The 23,810-nt window shown below is 75.3% G+C and carries 19 protein-coding genes; 9 read left to right on the forward strand and 10 right to left on the reverse strand.

Annotated elements, in window-relative coordinates:
- Window positions 1–164 precede the first annotated feature (164 nt).
- The gene (npdG, locus tag M1O15_RS12360) at window positions 165–860 is read left to right on the forward strand and encodes an NADPH-dependent F420 reductase (protein WP_248633775.1); all 696 of its coding nucleotides are present in this window, start codon (window positions 165–167) and stop codon (window positions 858–860) included.
- A 146-nt stretch (window positions 861–1,006) separates the two neighbouring features.
- The gene (locus tag M1O15_RS12365) at window positions 1,007–1,186 is read left to right on the forward strand and encodes a hypothetical protein (protein ID WP_248633776.1); all 180 of its coding nucleotides are present in this window, start codon (window positions 1,007–1,009) and stop codon (window positions 1,184–1,186) included.
- A gap of 6 nt (window positions 1,187–1,192) precedes the next feature.
- Here the strand turns inward: M1O15_RS12365 and M1O15_RS12370 are convergent, their stop codons facing one another.
- Entirely contained in the window at window positions 1,193–1,996 is an 804-nt protein-coding gene (locus M1O15_RS12370; RefSeq protein ID WP_248633777.1) for a site-2 protease family protein, read from the reverse strand.
- Between the two features lie 206 nt (window positions 1,997–2,202).
- Between M1O15_RS12370 and M1O15_RS12375 the strand changes: the two genes are divergently transcribed.
- A complete protein-coding gene (locus M1O15_RS12375) occupies window positions 2,203–6,090 on the forward strand; it encodes an AfsR/SARP family transcriptional regulator (protein WP_248633778.1) in 3,888 nt (1,295 codons plus the stop codon).
- On the opposite strand, the gene M1O15_RS12380 is transcribed toward M1O15_RS12375, so the two are convergent.
- The 3 genes from M1O15_RS12380 to panB all read right to left on the reverse strand — a co-directional run bounded on the left by M1O15_RS12380 (window position 6,038) and on the right by panB (window position 8,931).
- On the reverse strand, window positions 6,038–6,883 hold the full coding sequence (locus M1O15_RS12380; protein ID WP_248633779.1) for an ABC transporter permease: 846 nt from the start codon (window positions 6,881–6,883) through the stop codon (window positions 6,038–6,040). The two genes, M1O15_RS12375 and M1O15_RS12380, sit on opposite strands and share 53 nt — an antisense overlap.
- Window positions 6,880–7,896, reverse strand: coding sequence for an ATP-binding cassette domain-containing protein (locus M1O15_RS12385; protein ID WP_248633780.1), 1,017 nt, complete (start codon window positions 7,894–7,896; stop codon window positions 6,880–6,882). The genes M1O15_RS12380 and M1O15_RS12385 overlap by 4 nt, the downstream gene beginning before the upstream one ends.
- Before the next feature lie 171 nt (window positions 7,897–8,067).
- A complete protein-coding gene (gene panB / locus M1O15_RS12390) occupies window positions 8,068–8,931 on the reverse strand; it encodes a 3-methyl-2-oxobutanoate hydroxymethyltransferase (protein WP_248633781.1) in 864 nt (287 codons plus the stop codon).
- A gap of 272 nt (window positions 8,932–9,203) precedes the next feature.
- On the opposite strand from panB, the gene M1O15_RS12395 reads away from it, so the two are divergent.
- Window positions 9,204–10,226 (forward strand): endonuclease/exonuclease/phosphatase family protein, encoded by a 1,023-nt coding sequence (locus tag M1O15_RS12395; protein ID WP_248633782.1) that lies wholly within the window; start codon window positions 9,204–9,206, stop codon window positions 10,224–10,226.
- Window positions 10,227–10,329: 103 nt separating this feature from the next.
- Window positions 10,330–11,559 carry an MFS transporter gene (locus M1O15_RS12400; RefSeq protein ID WP_248633783.1) on the forward strand — a complete coding sequence of 410 codons (1,230 nt, stop codon included), beginning with the start codon at window positions 10,330–10,332 and terminating at the stop codon, window positions 11,557–11,559.
- Between the two features lie 136 nt (window positions 11,560–11,695).
- Here the strand turns inward: M1O15_RS12400 and M1O15_RS12405 are convergent, their stop codons facing one another.
- Together M1O15_RS12405 and M1O15_RS12410 are read right to left on the reverse strand one after the other, a co-directional pair.
- Complete coding sequence (locus M1O15_RS12405) at window positions 11,696–13,453, reverse strand: NAD+ synthase (RefSeq protein ID WP_248633784.1); 1,758 nt, start codon at window positions 13,451–13,453, stop codon at window positions 11,696–11,698.
- 403 nt (window positions 13,454–13,856) lie between these two features.
- Entirely contained in the window at window positions 13,857–14,618 is a 762-nt protein-coding gene (locus tag M1O15_RS12410) for a LytR/AlgR family response regulator transcription factor (RefSeq protein ID WP_248633785.1), read from the reverse strand.
- A gap of 217 nt (window positions 14,619–14,835) precedes the next feature.
- On the opposite strand from M1O15_RS12410, the gene M1O15_RS12415 reads away from it, so the two are divergent.
- The gene (locus M1O15_RS12415; RefSeq protein WP_248633786.1) at window positions 14,836–15,510 is read left to right on the forward strand and encodes an anti-sigma factor family protein; all 675 of its coding nucleotides are present in this window, start codon (window positions 14,836–14,838) and stop codon (window positions 15,508–15,510) included.
- 14 nt (window positions 15,511–15,524) lie between these two features.
- On the opposite strand, the gene M1O15_RS12420 is transcribed toward M1O15_RS12415, so the two are convergent.
- From M1O15_RS12420 to M1O15_RS12430, 3 genes are all read right to left on the reverse strand, one after another.
- A complete protein-coding gene (locus M1O15_RS12420; protein WP_248633787.1) occupies window positions 15,525–16,409 on the reverse strand; it encodes an Fpg/Nei family DNA glycosylase in 885 nt (294 codons plus the stop codon).
- Between the two features lie 47 nt (window positions 16,410–16,456).
- Window positions 16,457–18,634 carry a SpoIIE family protein phosphatase gene (locus M1O15_RS12425; RefSeq protein ID WP_248633788.1) on the reverse strand — a complete coding sequence of 726 codons (2,178 nt, stop codon included), beginning with the start codon at window positions 18,632–18,634 and terminating at the stop codon, window positions 16,457–16,459.
- 149 nt (window positions 18,635–18,783) lie between these two features.
- The gene (locus M1O15_RS12430; protein ID WP_248633789.1) at window positions 18,784–20,121 is read right to left on the reverse strand and encodes a DUF6777 domain-containing protein; all 1,338 of its coding nucleotides are present in this window, start codon (window positions 20,119–20,121) and stop codon (window positions 18,784–18,786) included.
- 243 nt (window positions 20,122–20,364) lie between these two features.
- On the opposite strand from M1O15_RS12430, the gene M1O15_RS12435 reads away from it, so the two are divergent.
- The 3 genes from M1O15_RS12435 to M1O15_RS12445 all read left to right on the forward strand — a co-directional run bounded on the left by M1O15_RS12435 (window position 20,365) and on the right by M1O15_RS12445 (window position 23,442).
- Entirely contained in the window at window positions 20,365–21,285 is a 921-nt protein-coding gene (locus M1O15_RS12435) for a YndJ family protein (protein WP_248633903.1), read from the forward strand.
- Window positions 21,286–21,438: 153 nt separating this feature from the next.
- The gene (locus M1O15_RS12440; protein WP_248633905.1) at window positions 21,439–21,945 is read left to right on the forward strand and encodes a DUF1990 domain-containing protein; all 507 of its coding nucleotides are present in this window, start codon (window positions 21,439–21,441) and stop codon (window positions 21,943–21,945) included.
- An 84-nt stretch (window positions 21,946–22,029) separates the two neighbouring features.
- The gene (locus M1O15_RS12445) at window positions 22,030–23,442 is read left to right on the forward strand and encodes a lipase maturation factor family protein (RefSeq protein ID WP_248633790.1); all 1,413 of its coding nucleotides are present in this window, start codon (window positions 22,030–22,032) and stop codon (window positions 23,440–23,442) included.
- Between the two features lie 129 nt (window positions 23,443–23,571).
- Here the strand turns inward: M1O15_RS12445 and M1O15_RS12450 are convergent, their stop codons facing one another.
- Window positions 23,572–23,736: a hypothetical protein gene (locus M1O15_RS12450; RefSeq protein WP_248633791.1), complete on the reverse strand. Its 165-nt coding sequence runs from the start codon at window positions 23,734–23,736 to the stop codon at window positions 23,572–23,574.
- Between the last annotated feature and the right edge of the window lie 74 nt (window positions 23,737–23,810).

Here is a 23,810-nt window from a genome sequence, read left to right on the forward strand (position 1 = left end):
ATCCTCCGTCGGCCCGGGTGCTCCGGGCAACCTCTTTGCCGCCCGAAGTGAGGTAGACCTTACTTCGGGCGATCACCCGGCCCGGCCGCACCACCTCACCGTCCCGTGGTGGTGACGGCGGCCCGCGCCGCGTCCGGGGGCGGGCTGGCTCTAATGTCGAGCCCATGACTGACAACAGCACGGACCAGCCGAAGGACCCGCACGACCTCCCCGACGTCTCCGGCCTCGTGGTCGGCGTCCTCGGCGGCACCGGCGACCAGGGCCGCGGCCTCGCCTACCGGTTCGCCCGCGCCGGGCAGAAGGTGGTCATCGGCTCCCGCTCCGCCGAGCGCGCCCGGGCCGCCGCCGAGGAGCTGGGCCACAGCGTCGAGGGCGCCGACAACGCCGAGTGCGCCCGCCGCAGCGACGTGGTGATCATCGCCGTGCCGTGGGACGGCCACGGCCCCACCCTCTCCGCCCTGCGCGAGGAGCTCGCCGGCAAGCTGGTGGTGGACTGCGTCAACCCGCTCGGCTTCGACAAGAAGGGCGCCTACGCCCTCGTCCCCGAGGAGGGCAGCGCCGCCGAACAGGCCGCCGCGCTGCTGCCCGGCTCCCGGGTCACCGCCGCCTTCCACCACCTGTCCGCGGTCCTCCTCCAGGACCCCTCGGTCGAGCGGATCGACACCGATGTGATGGTCCTCGGCGAGAAGCGCGCCGACACCGACACCGTCCAGGCCCTCGCCGGGCTCATCCCCGGGATGCGCGGCGTCTTCGCCGGCCGGCTGCGCAACGCCCACCAGGTGGAGTCCCTGGTCGCCAACCTGATCTCGGTCAACCGCCGCTACAAGGCCCACGCCGGGCTGCGCGTCACCGACGTCTGACCCGCTCGCGGAGAGAGGCGGGGCGCGGGGCCCGGCACCCGGACCTCGGGGGGAGGGGTGCGGGACCGGCCCGGCACCCGGGGCACCCCGGCCGTGCGGGACACTGGACGGGCACGCACCCCGTACGCCGTCAGGAGCCGCCCCCCATGCCCCGCCTCGCCCTCTACGCCCTCGCCGCCTGCGTCCTCGCCGTCGCGGCGGCCGTGGTCTCCTTCGTCCAGGGCGCCTGGATCGGCGGCATCGTCTGGGTGCTGCTGATCGGGGTCACCTCCAACATGGCCTGGTACTACCACCGCCGGGGCAGGGCCGGCCGCCGCGCCGCCTAGCCCCCGTCAGCGGTCGACCAGCTGCCCGCAGACGTCGCCGGTCTGCCAGAACCGGTACAGGTCCTGCCCGCAGTACGTCTCCACCCGGTGGACGCCGAGCGCGTCCAGGATGGCGTCGATCATCCCGAAGAACGCCTGGTTCACCTCGGGGATGAAGAGGAAGACGAACACCGCGAGCAGCCCGAACGGGGCGAACGGCTCGATCTGGCGGCGGATCCGGTGCGACAGCCAGGGCTCGACCACCCCGTAGCCGTCCAGCCCCGGCACCGGCAGGAAGTTGAGGATCGCCGCCGTCACCTGGAGCAGCGCCAGGAACGCCAGCGCGAAGCGGAAGCCGACCGGCACCCCGTCCAGCGCGCCCAGCCAGAACGGCGCGGTGCACACGACCGCGAACAGCACATTGGTCAGCGGACCGGCCGCCGAGATCAGACTGTGCTTCCAGCGCCCCTGGATGCGGTGCCGCTCGATGAACACCGCCCCGCCGGGCAGGCCGATGCCGCCCAGGATCACGAACACCACCGGCAGCACCACGCTGAGCAGGGCATGGGTGTACTTCAGGGGGTTGAGCGTCAGATAGCCCTTCGCCCCGATGGTCAGGTCGCCGCCGTGCAGCGCGGTCCGCGCGTGCGCGTACTCGTGCAGGCAGAGCGAGACGATCCACCCGGAGGTGACGAAGAGGAACACCGCGAGGCCCAGGTTCGCGGAGAACTCGGTCCACACCGCCCACCCGGTGACCGCCATGACGGCGGCGATGCCGAGGAAGACGGGACTGACCCTCCGGTCGCTGGAGCGGGAGGCGGCGGTGGTCATGGGCGGGGCTCCTGACGGTACGGGGACGGGGACGCGGGCGGTACGGGGGCGGGGCGGCGGCCCCGGGAGGCGGGCGGACGGGCGGGGGCCGTGGACGACCGACCGTACCGGACGCCCCGGCAACGCCCAGGCCCGCCGATCCGGTTCCGCGCCCCGCCGCGGAACCCGTTCGCCGGGGCCGCCCGGGCCCGAATAACCTCGTGCCCATGCGCGTCAACGTCCTCGGCCCCACCCAGGTCCACCGTGCCGACGGCACCCCCGTGCCGGTCGGCGGGGCGCGGCTGCGCGCGGTGCTGACCGTGCTGGCGCTGCGGGCCGGGCGCACCGTACCGCCGGGGACCCTGGTGGACGAGGTCTGGGCGGGCGACCCGCCCGCCGACGCGGCTGGCGCCCTCCAGGCCCTGATCGGCCGGCTGCGCCGCGCCCTCGGCCCGGACGCGGTGGTCTCGGTGGACGGCGGCTACCGGCTGGGGCCCGGCCCGGACGCCGTGGACCTGCACCGCTTCGAGCGGCTGACCGCCGAGGGGGTACGGGCGCTGGGCGCGGGCGACACCGAGGCGGCGCTCACCGCGCTGGACCGGGCGCTCGCCCTCTGGCACGGCGACCCCCTCGCCGACCTGCCCGACCGCACGGCCGAGGCGGCCCGCTGGGAGGCCCGCCGCACCGACGCGCAACGGGCCAGAGCGGCCGCGCTGCTGCCGGCCGGCCGGGCGGAGGAGGCGCTGCCGGAGCTGTCCGCGCTCTGCCGCGAGCACCCCTACGACGAGCCGCTGCACGCCCTGCGGCTGCGCGCGCTGCGGGACACCGGGCGGCGGGCCGAGGCGCTCGCCGGCTACGAGGAGGTGCGCCGCCGCCTCGCCGACGGCCTCGGCACCGACCCCGGACCCGAACTGCGCGCCCTCCACGCCGAACTGCTGACCCCTCCGACAGAGCCGGCCCCCGCGCCGGTAGCTGCGGCAGCTCCGGTAGGGCCGGTACGGCCGGTAGCTCCGGGAGTGCCGGTCGGGCCGGTGCGGCCGGAGGCCGCCGCGCCGGTGCGCCCGGGGGCCGGTTCCGCCGTGGGCCCGGAGGGTGGGGAGGGACAGACTGGGGCGGCGGCGCCCGTACACCCGGAGGGCGGGCCCCCGGAGGCCGGGGAGGTGCGGCCCGGGGCGGCGGCGCCCGTACACCCGGAGGCCGGGGAGGGCCAGCCCGGGGCGGCGCCTTCCGTACACCCGGAGGCCGGGCGTTCGGAGGCCGGGGAGGTACGGCCCGGGGCGGCGGCGCCCGTACACCCGGAGGCCGGGCGTCCGAGGGCCGTGGGGGTACAGCCCCAGGTGGCGCCTCCCGTACACCCGGAGGCCGAGGTGGCACCCCCGGGGGCACCGGCGGTACGCCCCGAGACCGGTCCGGTACGCCAGGAGCAGCACCCCGCCCCCGCATCCCCGGCCCCCGCCCCCGTATCCCCCGGGCCTCGCCCGGCTCCCGCCGTCCCTGGCAACCTTCGGGCTCGGCTCACCAGCTTCGTGGGGCGGGAGGCCGATATCGCCACCGTCCTGGCCGACCTGGGGCGCTCCCGGCTGGTGACCCTGCTGGGGCCGGGCGGCTCCGGCAAGACCCGGCTGTCGCAGGAGGCCGCCGAGCGGGGCGCCGGGGCGTGGCCGGACGGGGTGTGGCTGGCCGAGCTCGCCCCGGTGGACGACCCCGAGGCCGTACCGGACGCGGTGGTCACCGCCATCGGGGCGCGCGGCACGGTGCTGCACGGCGCCGGGGCGGAGGAGCTGCGGGCCGTGGAGCGGCACGGGGGTGGGCGCGCGGGCGCCGGCGCGGCCCTCGCCCGGCTGGTCGAGCACTGCGCGGACCGCCGCATGCTGCTTCTGCTGGACAACTGCGAACACGTCGTCGGCGCCGCCGCCGAGCTGGCCGAGCGGCTGCTGGCGGCCTGCCCCGGGCTCACCGTCCTCGCCACCAGCCGGGAGCCGCTGGGCGTCCCCGGTGAGCAGGTCCGCCCGGTCGACCCGCTGCCCGGGCCGAGCGCCCTGGAACTGCTCGGCCACCGGGGCGCCGCCGCCCGGCCCGGCTTCGACCCCGCCGACGCGCCGGAGGCCTGCGCCGAGATCTGCCGCCGGCTGGACGGCCTGCCGCTCGCCATCGAGCTGGCCGCCGCCCGGCTGCGCGCCCTGACCCCGGCGCAGATCGCGGCCCGGCTGGACGACCGGTTCCGACTGCTCACCGGCGGCAGCCGCACCGTGCTGCCCCGCCAGCAGACCCTGCGCGCGGTGGTCGACTGGTCCTGGGACCTGCTGGACGAGGCGGAGCGGACGGTGCTGCGCCGGCTCTCCGTCTTCTCCGGCGGCTGCGACCTGGAGGCCGCCGAGGCGGTCTGCGCCACCGCCGGCGCCATGGACCTGCTCGGCTCGCTGGTCGACAAGTCGCTGGTGCTCGCCGTGCCGGCGGCCGACGGGCAGATGCGCTACCGGCTGCTGGAGACCGTCGCCGAGTACGGCGCCGAGCGCCTGGACGAGGCCGGCGACCGGGCCGCCACCGAACGGCGCCACCTCGTCCACTACCGGGAGCTGGCCCGCACCACCGACCCCGAGCTGCGCGGGCCGCGCCAGCGCGCCGCCCTGGACCGGTTCCAGCGGGAGTACGAGAACCTGCGCGGCGCCCTGCGCCGGGCCGTCGCCGCCCGGGACGAGCAGGAGGCGCTCTGCCTGGTGCACAGCCTGGCCCGCTACTGGCAGATGCGGGACCTGCGCGCCGACGCCCAGCACTTCAGCGGCGCCACCGCCGCGCTCGGCCCCGACCCGTACGCCGAGCCGGTGCGGCCCGCGCCCCCGCTGACCGCCTCCTGCACCGACGCCCCGCCCCCGATGAGCGAGGAGCTGCTGTGGGAGGCGCGGCGCGGCAACGCGCTGATGCACATGGTCTTCATGGACCACTACGCCGCCAACTGGATCGACCCGGACGGCCAGGCCCGGATGAGTGCCATCCGGGCCGCCTACCGGCCCGGGCTGCCCCAGACCTGCCGGATGCCCGGAGGCCTGTGGATCTACGCGCTGCTGGGCCTGGGCGATGCCGCGCTGCTGCGGGAGGTGCTGGACGCCACCGTGCGGACCTGCCGCGAACTCGGCTACGCGTGGGAGCTGGCCAACGCCCTCGGTGTCCGGGCCCAGTTGCTCGCCAATGTCGCGGAGACGGCGATCGACGCGGCCCGCGACGCCGAGGAGAGCCTGGAGGTCTTCGAGCGGGTGGGGGACTCCTGGGGGACCGCCGAGGCGCTGTCGGCGCGCGGTGAGGCCCGGGAGCTGCTGGACGACTACGAGGGGGCCGGACGCGACTACGCCGCCGCCGTCGGCCACGCCGAGCTGCTCGGCGCCCAGGGGCAGCGGTCGCTGCTGCGGGTGCGGTACGCCCAGACGCTCGTCCAGCGCGGGCGGCGGGCCGAGGGGGAGGCCATCCTCCGCGAGGTGCTGGCCGCCGGACGGGCGGAGGCCCACGAGGCCGTCGCCCCGGCCCGGGTCTTCCTCGCCCTGCTGCTCGGGCACACCGGCCGCACCGCTGAGGCGCGGGACCAACTGGCCGAGCTGAACAGGGAGTCCGGTACGGAGTCGATGGCGCTGTTCCACGGCTTCGTGATCGGCACCCTCGCCTGGCTGGACACCCTGGACGGGCGGTACGCCGAGGCCCTGGCCCTGGTGCGGCAGGCCATGGACCGGGCCCGGGAGCCGCTGGCGCTGAGCCTGGCCCCCAACATGCTGGCGGTCCATCTGATCACCGCCAGCCGGGCGGCCACCGGTCTCGGCGGGCCGCACGCCCGTACCGGCGCCGTGCTGATCGGGGCCGCCGACGCGCTGCGGCCGCCGGGGTACCGGGGCTCCCCGATGGAGCGCGAGAGCCGGGCGGACGCGGCGGCGGCGGCCCGGGCGGCGCTGGGCGCGGAGGCCTTCGAGGCCGCGTACGCCGAGGGCGGCGGGCTCACCCTGGAGCAGGCCGCCGCCCTCGTCCCCGTACCGGACCCCCGCCCGGACACGGCCCCCGGCCCGGAGCCGTTCGCCGGCCTCAGGTCTTCTTCCGGAACCGCGCGACCGCCAGCGGGGCCGCGATCAGGGTGATCCCCGCCGACCAGGCCAGCGTCATCCACACCGGGTGGGCGACCGCGCCCCCGCCCATCAGCCCGCGGGCCGCGTCGGCCAGGTTGGAGAGCGGGTTGTAGTCGGTGAAGGCCTGGAGCCAGCCGGGCATGGTGCTCGGCGGGGCGAAGATCGAGGAGCCGAACTGGAGCGGCATCAGCACCAGCATGGCCATGCCCTGCACCGCCTGGGCCGTCGGCAGCGCCAGCCCGAGCAGCATGAACACCCACATCAGCGCGGAGCCGAAGGCGGCCGACAGCGCGACCGCCGCCAGCAGCCCGCCGACCGAGGTCTTGATCTCCATGCCGAGCAGGAAGCCCATGCCCAGCAGGATGGCGGTCGCCACCAGCATCCGGCCGAGCTCGACCACGATCTTGGCGACGAGCACCGAGGAGCGGGCGATCGGCATGGTCCGGAACCGGTCCATCACGCCCTTGCGGAAGTCGTCGTTGATACCGGTGCCGATGCCCATGGCGACGTTCATCCCCATCATGGCCATCAGTCCGGGCACCAGGTAGTTGACGTAGTCCTCCTGCCGGCCCTGACCGGCGATCGCGCCGCCGAAGACATAGACGAAGAGCAGCACGAAGATGATCGGCATCAGCAGGACGTCGAACATCGACTCCGGGTCCTGCTTGATCTGGAGGACGTTCCGCCGGGCCAGGGCGCCGATGTGCCGCAGATGGGAGCGGAGCCCGATCCGCTCCCCGCCGCCCGCAACGGTGGACGCGCTCGTGGTGCCGGCGGTGGGACGGGTGGTGGTGGCGGTGCTCATACGGTGACCTCCTCGGCGACCGGGTCGGACTCGGGGTTCGCCGTGCCGTCGGCGATCGGCGCCTTGGAGCCGGTGACCGCGAGGAACACCTCGTCCAGGGTGGGAAGCTGGGTCGCCAGATGGGCGACGGCGAAGCCGCGCTCGGCCAGCAGCCCGACGACGGCGGTGAGTTGTGTGTCGCTGAGGATGGGTACGTAGAGCTGGCCCTCGTCGGGGACGGCGGTCGCCCCGGCCACCCCGCCGAGCCCGGTCTCGTCCAGCGCCCGCACCATGGCGGGCACCACGGCCGGGTCGACCGGGCGGATCTGGAGGGTGCGCCCGCCCACCCGCGCCTTCAGCTCGTCGATCCCGCCGCGCGCGATGACCCGGCCCCGGTCCACCACGGTCAGCTCGGAGGCCAACTGCTCGGCCTCCTCCATGTACTGGGTGGTGAGCAGCACGGTGGCCCCCTCGGCCACCATGGCGCGCACCTCGTCCCAGACCTCGTTGCGGGTGCGCGGGTCCAGGCCGGTGGTCGGCTCGTCCAGGTAGAGCACGGCGGGCCGGCCGATCATGGAGGCGGCCAGGTCGAGCCGGCGCCGCATACCGCCGGAGTACCCGGCGGCCACCCGGCGCGCCGCCTCGGTCAGCGAGAACCGCTCCAGCAGCTCGTCCGCGCGGCGGCGGGCGTCCCGGCGGGAGAGGTCGAGCAGCCGCCCGATCATGTAGAGGTTCTCCCAGCCGGACAGCTTCTCGTCCACCGAGGCGTACTGGCCGGTGAGCCCGATGGCCCGGCGCAGTTCGCGCGGCTGGCGGACCACGTCGTACCCGGCGACGGTCGCGGTCCCGGCGTCCGGGACGACCAGGGTGGACAGGCAGCGGACCAGGGTGGTCTTCCCGGCCCCGTTGGGCCCCAGCACCCCGAGGACGGTGCCTTCGCGGACCTCCAGGTCCACCCCGTCCAGGGCTTTGGTCTCGCCGTAGTGCTTCACGAGGCCCCGGACCTCGACGGCGTTGGTGTCGGATCGTGTCATGGCCCCATTCCATCGCCCGCCACTGACAATCCACCGACGGGCGGGTCGGCTCCACCGACAGACCACCGACACAGCGCCGACAGACCACCGACACGGGGCCGGGACACACGACGGCCCGCCGATGGGGGATGTCGGCGGGCCGTCGCGGTGTGCCGCAGTGGCTTTGAAGGGCTAGTGGAAGGTGTGCTCCTCCTGCGGGAACGTTCCGCCTGCCACATCGCCCGCGAAGGCGCGGGCCGCGTCGCCGAGGGTGCGGCGCAGGTCGGCGTACTGCTTGGTGAAGCGCGGGACCTTGCCGCCGGTGAGCCCGGCCATGTCGGTCCACACCAGCACCTGGGCGTCGGTGTCGGGCCCGGCGCCGATGCCGATGGTGGGGATGTGCAGCGAGCGGGTCACCTCGGCGGCCAGCTCGGCCGGGACGAGCTCCAGCACCACCGCGAACGCCCCCGCGTCCTGCGCGGCCTTGGCGTCCCGCAGCAGCCGGTGCGCGGCCTCGTCACCGCGGCCCTGCACCCGGTAGCCGAGGGTGTTGACGGACTGCGGGGTCAGGCCCAGGTGGGACATGACCGGGATGCCGGCCTGGACCAGCAGCTCGGTCTGGGGCAGCGAGCGCTCGCCGCCCTCCAGCTTGATCGCGCCGACCCCGGACTCCTTCACCAGCCGGGTCGCCGAGCGCAGCGCCTGCACCGGGCCCTCCTGGTAGGAGCCGAACGGCAGGTCGCCGACGACCATGGCCCGCCGGGTGCCGCGTACCACGGCGGCGGAGAGGATGGCGACCTCGTCGAGGGTGACGGGGACGGTGGTCTCGTAGCCGAGGTGGCAGTTGCCCATGGAGTCGCCGACCAGCAGCACCGGGATGCCGGACTCGTCGAAGACGGACGCGGTCATCGCGTCGTAGGCGGTGAGCATCGGCCACTTCTCGCCGCGCTCCTTGGCGGCGGCGATGTCGTGGACGGTGATGCGACGTGTGCCCGTGCCGCCGTACAGCGCTTTCGCACCGCCGGCGGGCTGCGTGGAGGCAGCCTGAAGCGTCATGGTGGAACGGCTCCTTCGTCATCTCGAGGCGCCCTGACGGCGTCCCCGGATCACGTCCATGGTGGCACCACGTGCCGTGTGGGGGGAAGTGGGCGCCCTTTTGTGCGCGTTGTGTCACAGCCCGCGCTCCGGCCGTGCCCGCCAGGAACCCCGCGGGCTTCCCGGCTCGTCCTCGTGGCAGTGCGGCCGTCCCCTCAGCCCCCGGGAATCCCCTAGGGTCGGGGGCGGCGTGTACGGCACGGCAGGGCAGGCAAGGCAGTGAGGACGGCGGTATGGCGCGGGTGGACGTGGCGGAGACGGGCAGCGGCGGCGCACAGGACCGGCGCCCCGAGTCCCGCATCCGGTCGGTGGTCGACCGCTGGCGCGGCGACCGCGGCGTCTGGCGCCGGGGGGTGCTGCTCGCGGTCTGCGCGGTGCTCACCGCACTGGTGATGATCTTCCACGCGCAGATCCCCAACCGGATCGGCAACCTCGGCAGCCTCACCGAGACCTTCCTGCCCTGGTTCGGGCTGGCGGTCCCGCTGATCGCGCTGGCCGCGCTCTGGCGCCGCTCGGCGACGGCGCTGGTCGCGGTCCTGCTGCCCGCGGTGGTGTGGGTCAACCTGTTCGCCGGGCTGATCACCGACAAGTCGGGCGAGGGCGGGGACCTGACGGTCGTCACCCACAACGTCAACGCCGACAACCCGGACGCGGCGGGGACGGCCCGCCAGGTCGCCGGGGAGGGCGCGGACGTGCTCGCCCTGGAGGAGCTGAGCCCGGGGATGGTCCCGGTGTACGAGAAGGCGCTGGCCGGGACGTATCCGCACCACTCGGTGCAGGGCACCGTCGGCCTGTGGAGCAAGTACCCCATCGACCGGGCCTCCCCGGTGGACATCCGGCTGGGCTGGACCCGCGCCATGCGGGCCACCGTCGCCGCGCCGTCCGGGGACGTCGCCGTGTACGTGGCCCACCTGCCCTCGGTGCGGGTCAAGCTGAACGCCGGGTTCACCGCCTCCCAGCGGGACCGCAGCGCCGACGCGCTGGGCGAGGCCATCTCCCGGGAGCCGCTGGAGCGGGTGGTGCTGCTCGGCGACCTGAACGGCACGATGAACGACCGCGCGCTGAAGGCGGTGACCTCGCAGATGCGCTCCACCCAGGGCGCGGCCGGGGACGGCATGGGCTTCAGCTGGCCGGCGTCGTTCCCGATGGCGCGGATCGACCAGATCATGGTGCGGGGCGTGGAGCCGACGGCCTCCTGGTCGCTGTCCAAGACCACCAGCGACCACCTCCCGCTGGCCGCCCGCGTCCGCTTCTGAGCGGCCTTCCCGAGAATGAGTGCGGGCGCCCGGGAACAATCCCGCCGACCGCGTTTGTTCCGCTAGGGAACTTACGCAGTCACACCGGAAGGCCCGCTTCTCCATGCCCCTGGCGCTGCTCGCCCTCGCCGTCTCCGCCTTCGGCATCGGCACCACCGAGTTCGTGATGATGGGCCTGCTGCCCAATGTCGCGGACGACCTGCACACCTCCGTCCCCACCGCCGGGTACCTGGTCTCGGCGTACGCGATCGGCGTCGTCATCGGCGCCCCGCTGCTCACCGCCCTCGGTTCCCGCGTCCCGCGCAAGCGGATGCTCCTGCTGCTGATGGGCCTCTTCACCGTGGGCAACCTCGCCTCCGCGCTGGCCCCCGGCTTCGGCACCCTGGTCGGCGCCCGGATCCTGGCCGGGCTGCCGCACGGCGCCTTCTTCGGCGTCGGCGCGGTGGTCGCCGCCCGGCTGGTACGGGAGGGCCGCCAGGCCCGCGCGGTGGCCACCATGTTCCTCGGGCTGACCGTCGCCAACATCGTCGGCGTCCCCGCCGCCACCCTGCTCGGCCAGCACCTCGGCTGGCGCGCCACCTTCCTGGTGGTCGCCGCCATCGGCCTGGTCGCCATGGCCGCGCTCGCCCGGCTCGTCCCGCAGGTCCCGGTCGACGGCCACCAGGGCCTCGGCCGCGAACTGCGCGCGCTGGGCAACCGCCAGGTGCTGCTGGGACTGCTCACCGCGGTCTTCGGCTTCGCCGGGGTCTTCGCGGTGTACAGCTACCTCTCCTCCATGACCACCGAGGTCATGGGCTTCGGCGAGTCGTCCGTGACCCTGGTCCTGGCCCTGTTCGGCATCGGGATGACCCTGGGCGCGCTGGTCGCGGGCCCGCTCACCGACCGGGCCCTGCGGCCCACCCTCTACGGCTCGCTCGCCGCCCTCGCGTTCGTCCTGGTCGGCTTCCGCTACGCCCTGACCGTCCCCGCGCTCGCCCTGGTGGCCGTGGTGGTCCTGGGCGCGGTCGGCTTCATGACGACCACCCCGCTCCAGATGCTGGTCATGAACAAGGCCAAAACCGCCCCGACCCTGGCCTCCGCCTCCAACCACTCGGCGTTCAACCTGGCCAACGCGGGCGGCGCCTGGCTGGGCGGCGCCGCGATCGCCGCGGGCTGGGGCTGGTCCTCACCCGCCCTGGTCGGCGCCGCCCTCGCCCTGGTCGGCCTCGCCATCGCGGTGACCGCCGGCCTCCTGGACCGCACGCCCCGGAACGGCGCCGCCACCCGCGTCGTCACCGGCAGCCCCCGCACCGACGAGCCCGCGCCCTCCGCCGAACCGGCGCGAGCCGAGTAGCGGTACGGGCCGGGCCCGGTACGCCCCCGAAAGGCGTACCGGGCCCGAGTGCCGTACCGGTCCCGATGCCCGACGCGGGCCACCGAGGGCGAACGCGCGACCCCCGGCCCCCGCGCCGCTCGCCGGCGCCCCGGCCCTAGCCCACGTTCTCCCGCCACCGGTTGGTGATCGGCAGCCGCCGGTCCTTGCCGAAGCCCTTGGCCGAGATCTTGGTGCCCGGCGGGTACTGGCGCCGCTTGTACTCGGCCACGTCCACCATCCGCAGCGTCCGCGCCACCGTCTCCTCGTCGAAGCCGGCCGCCACGATGGCGTCCTTGCCCTGGTCGCGGTCGACGTACAGCTCCAGGACCCGGTCCAGCACCTCGTAGTCGGGCAGCGAGTCCGTGTCCACCTGGCCCGGGCGCAGCTCGGCGCTGGGCGGCTTGGTGATCGAGGCCTCCGGGATCGGCGGGGTCTGCCCCCGCTCCTCGGCGGCCCGGTTGCGCCACTTGGCCAGCCGGAACACCGAGGTCTTGTACACGTCCTTGATCGGCCCGTACGCGCCCACCGAGTCGCCGTAGAGCGTGGAGTACCCCACCGCCAGTTCGGACTTGTTGCCCGGCGCCAGCACGATGTGGCCCTCCTGGTTGGAGAGCGCCATCAGCAGCGTGCCGCGCAGCCGGGACTGGAGGTTCTCCTCCGCCAGCCCGGTCAGCTCCACCGACCCCATATAGGCGTCGAACATCGGCGCGATCGGCACCGTGCGGAAGTTCAGCCCGGTGCGCCGGGCCAGCTCGGCCGCGTCGCTCCTGGAGTGGTCCGAGCTGTACTTCGACGGCATGGACACGCCGTACACGTTCTGCGCGCCCAGCGCGTCGCAGGCGATCGCCGCCACCAGCGCCGAGTCGATACCCCCGGAGAGGCCGATCAGCACCGAGCGGAAACCGTTCTTCGCGGCGTACGCGCGCAGCCCCACCACCAGCGCCGAGTACACCTCCTCGTCGTCGTCCAGCCGCTCCGCGTACCCGCCGGTCAGCTCCGGCTCGTACGCGGGCACCGGCTCCTCCGACAGCACCACCCGCTCCACCCGCAGCCCGTCGTCCACCGTGCCGGTCACCGGCTCGGCGGCCGCCGCCGGCAGCTCCAGGTCCACGATCACGCTGCCCTCGGAGAACTGCGGGGCCCGGGCGATCACCTCGCCGCGCTCGTCCACCACGATCGAGTCGCCGTCGAAGACCAGCTCGTCCTGGCCGCCGATCATCGCCAGGTACGCGGTGGTGCAGCCGGCCTCCTGGGCCCGCTTGCGCACCAGCTCCAGCCGGGTGTCGTCCTTGTTCTGCTCGTACGGCGAGGCGTTGATCGACAGCAGCAGCCCGGCGCCCGCCGAACGCGCCGCCGGCACCCGGCCGCCCTCCTGCCACAGGTCCTCGCAGATGGCGAGCGCCACATCGATCCCGCGCACCCGCACCACCGGCAGGGTGTCGCCCGGCACGAAGTAGCGGAACTCGTCGAAGACGCCGTAGTTCGGCAGATGGTGCTTGGCGAAGGAGAGCGCCACCTCCCCGCCGTACAGCACGGCGGCCGCGTTGCGCGGGGCGCCGGCCGGCTGGCCGTAGCGCGGCTGGGCCTTCTCGGAGCGGTCCAGGTAGCCGACGACGACCGGCAGCTCACCGAACCCCTCGTCGGCCAGCCGCCGCGCGAGCGCCCGCAGGGCCTCCCGGGAGGCCTCCACGAAGGACGAGCGCAGCGCCAGGTCCTCCACGGGATAGCCGGTCAGCACCATCTCCGGGAACGCCACCAGGTGCGCGCCCTGCCCGGCGGCGTGCCGGGTCCAGTGCACGACGGCCTCGGCGTTTCCCGCGAGGTCGCCGACGGTCGAGTCGATCTGATTCAGAGCGAGGCGTAGTTGAGGCACGAGGACCAGTGTAATCGTCAGATGGACACGATGCCCGGGCCGGGGCTGTGGCTGGGGCTGTGGCCGGGGTGAGGCGGGGGGGGGGGGGGGGGGGGGGGGGGGGGGGGGGGGGGGGGGGGGGGGGGGGGTGGGGGGGGGGGGGGGGGGGGGGGGGGGGGGGGGGTTGGGGGGGGGGGGGGGGGGGGGGGGGGGGGGGGGGGGGGCGGGGGGGCCGGCGCGGGGGGGGGGGGGGGGGGGGGGGGGGGGGGGCGGGGGGCGCGCCGGGGCGCTAGCCGGGAGCGGCGGCCCGGTCCCGCCGGTGCGGTGGCCCGGAGCCCGGGTGGTGCCGGTGCGGTGACGCGTGGCCAGGGGCGGGCGGGGACGGTGGGCGGAGGCGGTGGCCGGGCGGACGCAGGTGGGGGGCTCAGCCGGGGGGTGGGGTGTCGCGGGCGGCGTGGCGGGTGAGGAGGTCGCGCAGCTGGCGGCTGTGGCGGCGGCTGACCGGGAGGTCGGTGCCGGCCACCCGGACGGTGGTCGCCCCGGCGTCCAGCCGCAGTTCCTCGACGCGGTGGAGCGCGACCAGGTGGCTGCGGTGCACCCGTACGAAACCCCGGTCCGCCCAGCGTTCCTCCAGCGTGGACAGGGGGATGCGCACCAGATGGCTGCCGTCGCGGGTGTGCAGCCGGGCGTAGTCGCCCTGCGCCTCGACGAAGGCGATGTCCTCGACCGCGACGAACCGGGTGACCCCGCCGAGCTCCACCGCCAGTTGCTCGGGCGCGGCGCCCGCCGGTGCCGGCTCGGTCAGTTCGCGGACCCGGCGCACCGCCTCCGCCAGGCGCTCCCGGCGCACCGGTTTGAGGACGTAGTCGATGGCCTTGAGGTCGAACGCCTGGAGGGCGAAGCCCTCGTGGGCGGTGACGAAGACGATGAGCGGCGGCCGGTCGAAGTGGGCGATCAGCCGGGCGACCTCCAGCCCGGTGGGCCCGGCCATGTGGATGTCCAGGAAGACCACGTCGATGGCGTCCGCGCCGCCCGGCCCGGCCTCCAGCGCCCGCCCGATGCGGCGCAGCGCCGCGTCCGGGTCGGTGACGCCCTCGGCGCTGCGGACCCGGGGGTCGGCACGGAGCAGGTACAGCAGCTCCTCCAGGGCCGGCTGCTCGTCGTCGACCGCCAGTGCGCGCACCATGGCCGGGAAGTCTAGGCGCTCCCTCGCGGGCGGTGCCGGGCCCGGCCTGTCGGTCGGCTCCCGGGGGCGGCCGGCGGCGGGGATCGGCCGGGTGCCGATTGAGCCGGAGGCGTGCTTCCTGCGTACTCCTCGGCGAACGGCCCTCCCCGGACCGTCACCACCGAGCGTCGCCGTCGAGCGCGCGTCACGCGGTCAACCCTGAGGAGAGAGGCCCCCCATGAGTCTGCGGGAGCGGCATCACGATGTCGCCGCCTATGCGCTGGGTGTGCTGGAGCCCGGGGACGCGCTGGCCTGCGAGGAGCATCTGCGCGGCTGCGGGCCGTGCGCGGAGGGGCTGGCCGGGTTCGCCGTCACCGTCTCGGCGCTGGCGCAGCTCGCGGGCCGTGAAGCGCTGGTCCCGCCGGGCCCGGAGGCCGTCCGGCACGGCCCGGCGCGGGGGAAGCGGCGCGGGGGCCGGACCGGTGGGCGCCGGGTGGGCTCCGGGCGGCGGCCGCGGGGGGCGCGGCCCTGGGCGGTGGGCGTGGCGGGGGCCGCCGCGGTGCTGGCGCTGGCGGTGCCGGGCGCCGCGCTGCTCAGCCCGGACGGCGGCCCGGCCGGGCCGCGCCGGGCCTCGGCGGCGGACGCGGCGACCGGGGTGGCGGCGGAGGTGTCGCTGTGGGACCGGGAGTGGGGTACGGATCTGGCGCTGCGGGTCACCGGGGTGCGGAAGCCCGGGGTGTGTGAGCTGTTCGCGGTGCGCACGGACGGCGAGGCCTGGCCGGTGACCAGCTGGTCCGCGGCGGCCGGCTACGACCCGCTGGTGGAGGCCGGGACCGCGATGCGGCTGGGCGACATCGACCGGTTGGAGGTGCGGACCGCCGACGGCGGTCGGCTGCTGGCGCTACGACCCTGAGGGGGCCGGGTGGGTCACTTCAGCAGGCGGGACAGCCGGCGGTCGGCCAGCGGTTTGCCGCCGGTCTGGCAGGTGGGGCAGTACTGGAGCGAGGAGTCCCGGTAGGACACCTCGCGGATGGTGTCGCCGCAGACCGGGCAGGGCTCCCCGGCGCGGCCGTGGACCCGCAGCCCGCTCTTCTTCTCGGCCTTCAGCCGCCCGGCGGCGACCCCCCGGGAGCGGGCCACGGCGTCGGTGAGGGTGGTGCGCAGCGCTTCGTACAGGGCGGTGGTCTCGGCCTCGTCGAGGTTCTGCACCGGCTTGAACGGCGACATCCTCGCCACGTGCAGGATCTCGTCGCTGTAGGCGTTGCCGATACCGGCGATGAGGCTCTGATCGCGCAGGGCGCCCTTGATCTGGCGGCGCTCCCCGGCGAGCAGGGCGGCGAAGGCGTCCCGGGTGAACGCGTCGGTGAGCGGGTCGGGGCCGAGCCGCGCCACGCCGGGGACCTGAGCGGGGTCGCGGACCAGGTGGACGGCGAGCCGTTTGGTGGTGCCGGCCTCGGTGAGGTCGAAGCCGTCGCCGCCGGTCAGCGCCACCCGCAGGGCGAGCGGCCCCTTGCCGGGGCGCGGCGGGCCGGAGGGCAGCACGTCCCGCCACTGGAGCCAGCCCGCCCGGGCGAGATGGACGACGAGATGGAGCCCGTCGGAGGAGCCGTCCGCGGACCGGTCCGCGGTGATGTCGAGGAACTTGCCGTGCCGCCCCACCGCGGTGACGGCCGTGCCGTCCAGCGCGGACAGGGGCGGGTCGTAGGTCTTGAGGACGCTGATGGCGACGGGCAGGGCGCGGGCGATCTCCTTGCCGACGAGATGCTCGTCCAGGAACTCGCGCAGCGCTTCGACCTCGGGCAGTTCGGGCATGGCTCCAGACTGCCCGAGTCCCGTACGCGACGCGAGGGGCGCACGGCCTACGGCCCCGGCGGCGCGGCCGGTCGCCCGGTCGGCGTACCGCCCCAGGCGGGGCCGGCGGCACGGACGGGGGCGGGGCGGGCGGCGGCGCCGTCCGGCAGGGCGGAGGGCCCGGGCCGGTCGGCCATGGGGAACTCGCACCACACGCACTTGCCGGTGCCGCGCGACTCCACGCCCCACGCCTCGGCCAGCCGGTCCACCAGCAGCAGCCCGCGGCCCGACACACCCGACAGCCCGGCCTCGCGGCGGCGGGGCAGGACGCTGGAGCGGTCCTCGACCTCGACCCTGAGGCGGCGGCGCGATCCGGTGAGCATCCGCAGGGTGACGATGGCCCCGCCGTCGGTGTGCAGCAGCGCGTTGGTGATCAGTTCGTCGGCGACCAGCTCGATCTCGTCCGCGCGGGTTCCGGCGCCCCAGGCCCGTACCGCCGCCCGGATCATATGGCGGGCGGAGGTCAGCGCCTCCGGGTCGCTCTGGGCCACATGCTGCTGGAGCCGGCCGCCGGTCCGGGGGGTGTGGCCGCCGACCCGGCGCAGCAGCAGCAGGGCGACGTCGTCGTCACCGCCGCGCTCGTCGGCCGCCCCGCACAGGTGGTCGGCGAGCAGCTGGAGCTCGCGGGGGCCGCCGCGGATCTGGGAGGTGAGCCACTGCAGGCCCTCGTCGAGGTCGGCGCCGGGCAGCTCCACCAGGCCGTCGGTGTAGAGCAGCAGGGTCTGGCCGGGGTCCAGTTCCAGGGTGCCGACGGGGTAGTCCAGGCGGCCGAACTCCGCGGAGAGGCCGAGCGGCATCCCGCCCACCACGGGCAGCCGTCGGCAGGTGCCGTCAGCCTCCACCAGCAGCGGGTCGATGTGCCCGGCGCGCACCACCTGCACCACGCCGGTGGCGAGGTCGGCCTCCACATAGGTGCAGGTGGCGAAGCGGTCGGTGTCCAGTTCATGGAGGAAGGAGGAGGCCCGGGCCATCACGGTGGCCGGGGTGTGCCCCTCGGTGGCGTAGGCGCGCAGCACGATCCGGAGCTGGCCCATGACGGCGGCGGCGTGGGTGTCATGGCCCTGGACGTCGCCGATGACCGCGCCGAGCCGGCCGCCGGGCAGCGGGATGACGTCGTACCAGTCGCCGCCGATGTCCCGGCCGAGCCGGGCGGCCCGGTAGCGGACGGCGATCCGGGCGCCGGGCACCTCGGGGATGCGCCGGGGCAGCATCGCCTGCTGGAGTCCTTCGGCGAGGTCGTGCTCCTGCTCGTAGAGCATGGCCCGCTGCAGGCTCTGCCCGAGGCTGCTGCCGAGTGCCACCAGGACGTTGCGGTCCTCGGAGCTGAAGCCGATCTTGTCGCTGTAGAGCAGGCCGAGCGCGCCGATCGGGCGGGCCTGGGCGATCAGCGGCAGATAGGCGGCGGAGGTGATGCCGAGCCTGTCGAGGTGCGGCCAGAGGATGGGGTACGAGTCGGCGAAGTCCTCGGGGGACTCGATGAACCGGGGGCGCAGGGTGCGCACCACCTCGCTCATCGGGTACTGCTCGTCCACCCGGGTGTAGCGGGTGCCGGGGACGTACGCGTTCCGCGGCCCGTCGGCCACCAGGTGGATGCGGCCGGACTCCAGCAGGCCCATCACCATGCTGGCGGCGCCGAGGTTCGCCAGTCCCTGGGAGTCCTTGAGCACGTCGATGACGTCCTGGACGGTACGGGCGTGCGCGAGGGCCGCGGTGGCCGACTCGACCACGCTGGTCTGGCGGCGGCGCTCCTCGTCGACCTCACGGCGGGCGGTGGACTGGGCGAGTTCGTCGGTGGCGTCGCGGACCACGCCGATGATGCGGCGCGGCCGGCCGGTCTCGTCCCGGCGGATGACGCCCTGGGTGTGGGTCCAGCGCAGCGCGCCGTCGCGCGAGCGTATGCGGAAGTAGGCGCCGCAGTGGGTGGAGCCGCCCTTGAGGGCCTGGGCGATCAGGGTGTCCAGCCGGATGGCCTCGGTGGGCGGCAACCGCGCGATGAGCGTCTCGGGACGCCCGTCGTAGCCGCCGGCTTCCAGCTCGAAGACGCCGAGGGCGGGCGCGTCCAGGTGCATCAGCCCGGTGTCGAGGTCCCAGTCGAAGGTGCCCATGCTGTTGAGGGACAGGCTCAGATCCGGAGGGGCGGGCCAGTCCTCGGGAGGCGACAGGGCATCCGCTGCCGGATCAACCATGGGGCCACTCTGCCATCATCCGTCGGGTTTTTCGACCCGATATGTACCTTATGGGACCCAGGGGCCGGGGCGGGTGGGAGCCGGTACGGCGCCGGACGGGACCCGGCGCACGCTCCCGGCGGGCGGACCCACCGCCCCTCCGGCGGGGCTCACTCCATGTCGAAGACCGGCTCCTCGTCCGGACCGGCGCCGTCCGGACCCGAGCCCGGACCGGAGCCCGGACCCGAGCCCTCCGGGCCGCCGTCGCCGTCGCCGTCGCCGCCGCCCTCACCCGCTCCGCCCGCGTAGGGGCCCGCGTCCGGCCCGTACAGGTCCTCCGGTTCGGCCATCACCGGGGGCTCGGGCGGCGGGGGCGGGGTGGGGCAGCCGGGCGGTACGGCGAGGCCTTCACCCGGATCGGTCGGGCAGTCCTCCGGCTCGACGGTCTCCGGGGCCGCCCCCTCGGGCTCCGCGGTGTCCGGCCGGCCCGGCCGCTCGGGCTCGCCGGTGCCGGGGCCGTCCGGCACCGCCGTTCCGCTGTCCGGGACGCTCGGGCCCGCCCCCTCCCCCTCCGGCTGGTCCGGCCGGGGGGCCGGGCCGGTGCCCTCGGGCTGCTGCCCGGGCGGGGTGGCGGGGCCGGAGCCGGGGTCCCGCGAGGGCTCGGCCTCCGGTACGGCCGCCTCGGCCAGGTCTCGCTCCCCCGGCGCGTACGGCGGCGGGGAGGCGGGCGCCGCGTCCTGCGCGCCGCTGGTGCCCATGGGGCGCTCCACCCAGGTGCTGCTGAGGACGTTGACGATGACCAGGCTCTCCACCGGCCGCCGGGTCGGGGTGATCATCAGGGTGCGTCCGGGGTCGAAGCCGGGCCAGGCCTCGCCCTCGTGCTCGGCCGCGCCCCGGGCGTCCACCGCGGTCCGCAGCGGATTGCCCCCGGCGCAGCGCACCCTGGGCGTGCCGTAGCGGTCGACCATGACGGCGGTGCCGGTCTGGAGCACCGCCTGGTACGGGTCGGCGGCGCCGTCGCGGTAGCCATGGCCGGTGACCCTGACGTCGGCGCGCAGCAGCACCGGGGTGAGGCCGCGCACCCAGGGCGCGAGGCCCGCCGGGGTGACACCGGCGGCCTGGGCGAAGGCGCGCGCCTTGGTGGCGTCCTCGGTGAGCAGGGACGCCTGGCGCTCGATGTCGCAGCTGGGCACCGAGCGGGTGCCGCCGTACAGACCGGGCGTGGAGCCGGGCACACTGCGCGCGCTCTGTCCGCGGGCGCCCGCCGCGGGTGAGGCCGCGGAGGCGGGCAGTCCGGGCGCCGGGCGGGCGGTGGAGGCGGTGAACGGGTCCGAGCCCGGGTCGCCGGCGGGCAGCAGCCGCACCTTCTGGGCGCCGGCGGACATCTGCGGCCCGGCGTCCCCACCTCCCTCTCCGTCACCGCAGCCCGCGACGAGCAGCGCGACGGCCAGCGTGTACGCGGCGGGCACCTGGGGCGCGACGCGACGGCGGCGCGTGGGTGTGGGCACGCGGGGGGCCTCCTGTCCTCCGGGGCGTCCCCGGCCCGGCTGCGCCGCCCGGGGACTGAGGGCTCTGCGCTCCTGTCTGCCGGACCCCGGACCGCCCCGCAAGCCGGGTGGTCCGACCGGGGGACGGAGCCACGGGATGCCTCACCCCAGATCGACTTGAACGCGTTCAACAACCCTTCTACAGTGAGCGGGAGAACGGACTTGAACGCGTTCAAGACGCCGGTACGGGGAGAGGTGGGACCGATGTGGCCGCTGGTGAACCTGATCGTGCCCCTGGGCATGCTGGTGGTCCTGCCGCTGGGGCTGGCCCTGCTGGACCCGGCGGGGCTGCGGACGGTACGGCGGCTGTGGCCGCTCTTCGCGGTGCCCGGGGCGGTCTGCCTCTGGCTGCCCCGAGGTGCCCTCGCCACCACACTGGCCTGCGGGTACGCGCTCGGCACGGTGCTGCTGGCCGGACACGCGGCCGGCCGGCTGGTACGCGGCGGCCGGGCCGTGCCCGCCCCGGCCGAGGTGGCCGCCCTCACCGCGCTGGCCTGTCCCGCCGTGGCCGCCTCGGCCCTGGTCGCCGAGCGGGCGGGGCACCGGCTCCTCGGCTTCGACCTCGACATCCTGGCGCTGACCGTGCCGCACTTCCACTTCGCCGGGTTCGCCGCCGCCCTGGTGGCCGGGCTGGTCTGCCGTACCGCCGACCGCCCGGCGGCCCGGTTCGCCGGGTACAGCGTGCCCTCGGGGACCCTGCTGGTGCTGGCCGGCTACTTCGTGGACGACTGGGCCGAACTGCTCGGCGCGCTGGTGCTGACCGCCGGGATGTGGACGGTCGCCTGGCTCACCTGGCGCGAGGTGCGGCCCACCGCGCCCGACCGGGCCACCCGGGTCCTTCTGGCCGTCTCGGCCGCCGTCCTGGTGGCGACGATGCTGCTGGCCCTCAGCTGGGCGGTCGGCCAGGCGACCGGACTGCCCCATCCCGACCTGGCCTGGATGGCGGCCACCCATGGACTGGGCAACGCACTGGGCTTCGCCCTCTGCTCGGTGCTGGCCTGGCGGCGGCTCGCCACCCCCGGCGGCAGGAGCGAGGACAAGGGGCCCGGTACCGGAGCGCTTCCCGCCACCTGGGCCCGGAGCAGGCCAGGCCGGGACCACTCGACGCCCATCCGCCGGCCATGACCGGCGCCGACCCGAGGGACGCACCCCATGAGCCGACTGATCCGCGCACTCGGCGACCATGATCACGGTCGGGCCGACGGCACCCGCCACGACCACCTCGGCCGCACCCCGCTCGATCCCACCCACCCGCAGACCGCCCGCCCGGAGGACCCTGTGCCGACCGACCTCACCTACCCGGAGACCGGCGCCACCCTGGAGCGGCCGCTGCCGGCCGGCTACCACCATCTGCACCACACCGCGCCGATCGGGCACGGGCGGGAAGTGTTCCAGCGCGCCGGGACGGCCGTCGTGACCTGGCGGATGCACCGGCGGACGGGGGTACGGGTGGTGGCGGACACCCCGCGCGCCGAGCCGGGCACCCGTGTGTCGGTCGGGTTCGGCACGGCGCGGCTGGGGATCACCGTCCCGTGCGCGGTGATCTGGACCGTGGACGACACCAGCCGGACCGGCTTCGCCTACGGCACCCTGCCGGGGCACCCCGAGACGGGTGAGGAGTCCTTCGTGGTGGACCTGCGCCCGGACGGTTCGGTGTGGTTCACGGTCACCGCGTTCAGCCGGCCGGGCTGCTGGTACACCCGGCTGGCCGGGCCGGTGGTGCCGCTGCTGCAACGGGCCTACGCCCGCCATCTGGGCCGTACCCTGCGCCGGATCGCCACCTGAGTCGCCGTCAGCCCGATGTGCGGCGGGTGCCGCACGGCGGTGTCGCGCCGGCGTCGAGAGGGCGGACGCGGATACTCGGGACCGATGGAATGGTTCTGGTTCGCCTCCTCCGACTACTGGCTGAGCCGGCTGGTCTTCCAGCGGGCGCTGGCCGCCGTCTACCTGGTCGCCTTCCTCGCGGCCGCGCTGCAGTTCCGCGCGCTGATCGGGAGCCGGGGCATGCTGCCGGTGCCCCGGTATGTGGAGCGGGTGCCGTTCCGGGCCGCGCCCAGCGTGTTCCACTGGCACTACTCGGACCGGTTCTTCGCGCTCTGCGCCTGGGGCGGCGCGGCGCTGGCCCTCGCCCTGCTCGCGGGCGCGGGTGACGCGGTGCCGCTGGCCGTCTCCATGGTGCTGTGGGCCGTGCTCTGGGCGCTCTACCTGTCGATCGTGAACGTGGGGCAGACCTGGTACGGCTTCGGCTGGGAGTCGCTGCTGCTGGAGACCGGGTTCCTGGCGGTCTTCCTCGGCAACGAGGAGACCGCCCCGCCGGTGCTGGTGCTGTTCCTGCTGCGCTGGCTGCTGTTCCGGGTGGAGTTCGGCGCCGGGTTGATCAAGCTTCGCGGCGACTCCTGCTGGCGCGATCTGACCTGCCTGTACTACCACCATGAGACCCAGCCGATGCCCGGCCCGCTGAGCTGGTTCTTCCACCGGCTGCCGAGGCCGCTGCACCGGGTGGAGACGGCGGCCAACCATGTCGCCCAGCTGGCGGTGCCGGTGCTGCTGTTCACCCCGCAGCCGGTGGCGAGCGCCGCCGCCGGGCTGATCGTGGTGACCCAGCTGTGGCTGGTGGCGTCGGGCAACTTCGCCTGGCTGAACTGGCTGACCATCGTGCTCGCGCTGTCCGCGGTGGACGGCTCGCTGGTGGCCGCCCCGCCCGTGCTGCCCGCTCCCCCGCTGTGGTTCGGGGTGCTGGTGCTCGCCGTCACCGCGCTGGTGCTGGTCCTGAGCGTGCGGCCGGCCCGCAATCTGCTCTCCCGCCACCAGGCGATGAACCGGTCCTTCGACCCGCTGCACCTGGTCAACACCTACGGGGCCTTCGGCACGGTGGGGCGGGTCCGGCGCGAGATCGTCATCGAGGGCACCGAGGAGGCGACGGCCCACCCGGGGACGGTCTGGCGGGAGTACGGCTTCCGGGGCAAGCCGGGGGACGTGCGGCGGCTGCCGCGCCAGTTCGCGCCGTACCATCTGCGGCTGGACTGGATGATGTGGTTCGCCGCCCTCTCCCCCGCGTACGCCCGGTCCTGGTTCACCCCGTTCGTCGAGCGACTGCTGGAGGGCGACCGGGACACCCTGCGGCTGCTGGGGCACAACCCCTTCCCGGACGGCCCGCCGGCGCAGATCCGGGCCCGGCTCTACCGGTACCGGTTCACCACCGGGGCGGAGCGGCGGGCGACGGGCGCCTGGTGGCACCGGACCCCGGAGCGCGACTTCCTGCCACCGACCCGGCTGCGCTGATGACGGCACCCGGCGGACCCCCGGACAGCCGCGTGCCCTCCGCCGGCGGGCGCGCGGGGCGCGTCGCGGGGCGGAGGGCACGGAGCGGGTGCCGCATGCGCGGGTGCGGGTCCGGCCGAAGCGTACGGCTCAGTCGATACCGGGCAGGATGTGCGGCTCGGCGAGGTCGTCCTCGTAGCCCGCGAGCCGGATGGGCGCCGAGCGGGCCCACACCTCAAGGCTGCCGAGGGTCTCGGAACGGGCGAGGCGTTCGCCCGGTTCCGCAGGCTCCTGAATGATCGTTTCTGGTGTCACCGCGCACTCCTGTCGTGTCGCGAACCTATGGGACATGTACTGCCGTTCGGTCGCGGTGGCGCCGGTCATCGGGC

This window comes from Streptomyces lichenis (genome assembly GCF_023218175.1).
Classification (GTDB): Bacteria; Actinomycetota; Actinomycetes; order Streptomycetales; family Streptomycetaceae; genus Streptomyces; species Streptomyces lichenis.

What these genes read in the sequence shown, in the direction of transcription:
- M1O15_RS12395 (WP_248633782.1), top strand. Translation starts at nt 9,204, where the DNA reads ATGGCGCGGGTGGACGTGGCGGAGACGGGCAGCGGCGGCGCACAGGAC.
- M1O15_RS12370 (WP_248633777.1), bottom strand. Translation starts at nt 1,996, where the DNA reads ATGACCACCGCCGCCTCCCGCTCCAGCGACCGGAGGGTCAGTCCCGTC.
- M1O15_RS12445 (WP_248633790.1), top strand. Translation starts at nt 22,030, where the DNA reads ATGGAATGGTTCTGGTTCGCCTCCTCCGACTACTGGCTGAGCCGGCTG.
- M1O15_RS12380 (WP_248633779.1), bottom strand. Translation starts at nt 6,883, where the DNA reads ATGAGCACCGCCACCACCACCCGTCCCACCGCCGGCACCACGAGCGCG.
- M1O15_RS12400 (WP_248633783.1), top strand. Translation starts at nt 10,330, where the DNA reads ATGCCCCTGGCGCTGCTCGCCCTCGCCGTCTCCGCCTTCGGCATCGGC.
- M1O15_RS12420 (WP_248633787.1), bottom strand. Translation starts at nt 16,409, where the DNA reads ATGCCCGAACTGCCCGAGGTCGAAGCGCTGCGCGAGTTCCTGGACGAG.
- M1O15_RS12415 (WP_248633786.1), top strand. Translation starts at nt 14,836, where the DNA reads ATGAGTCTGCGGGAGCGGCATCACGATGTCGCCGCCTATGCGCTGGGT.
- npdG (WP_248633775.1), top strand. Translation starts at nt 165, where the DNA reads ATGACTGACAACAGCACGGACCAGCCGAAGGACCCGCACGACCTCCCC.
- M1O15_RS12410 (WP_248633785.1), bottom strand. Translation starts at nt 14,618, where the DNA reads ATGGTGCGCGCACTGGCGGTCGACGACGAGCAGCCGGCCCTGGAGGAG.
- panB (WP_248633781.1), bottom strand. Translation starts at nt 8,931, where the DNA reads ATGACGCTTCAGGCTGCCTCCACGCAGCCCGCCGGCGGTGCGAAAGCG.
- M1O15_RS12385 (WP_248633780.1), bottom strand. Translation starts at nt 7,896, where the DNA reads ATGACACGATCCGACACCAACGCCGTCGAGGTCCGGGGCCTCGTGAAG.
- M1O15_RS12435 (WP_248633903.1), top strand. Translation starts at nt 20,365, where the DNA reads ATGTGGCCGCTGGTGAACCTGATCGTGCCCCTGGGCATGCTGGTGGTC.
- M1O15_RS12375 (WP_248633778.1), top strand. Translation starts at nt 2,203, where the DNA reads ATGCGCGTCAACGTCCTCGGCCCCACCCAGGTCCACCGTGCCGACGGC.
- M1O15_RS12425 (WP_248633788.1), bottom strand. Translation starts at nt 18,634, where the DNA reads ATGGTTGATCCGGCAGCGGATGCCCTGTCGCCTCCCGAGGACTGGCCC.
- M1O15_RS12365 (WP_248633776.1), top strand. Translation starts at nt 1,007, where the DNA reads ATGCCCCGCCTCGCCCTCTACGCCCTCGCCGCCTGCGTCCTCGCCGTC.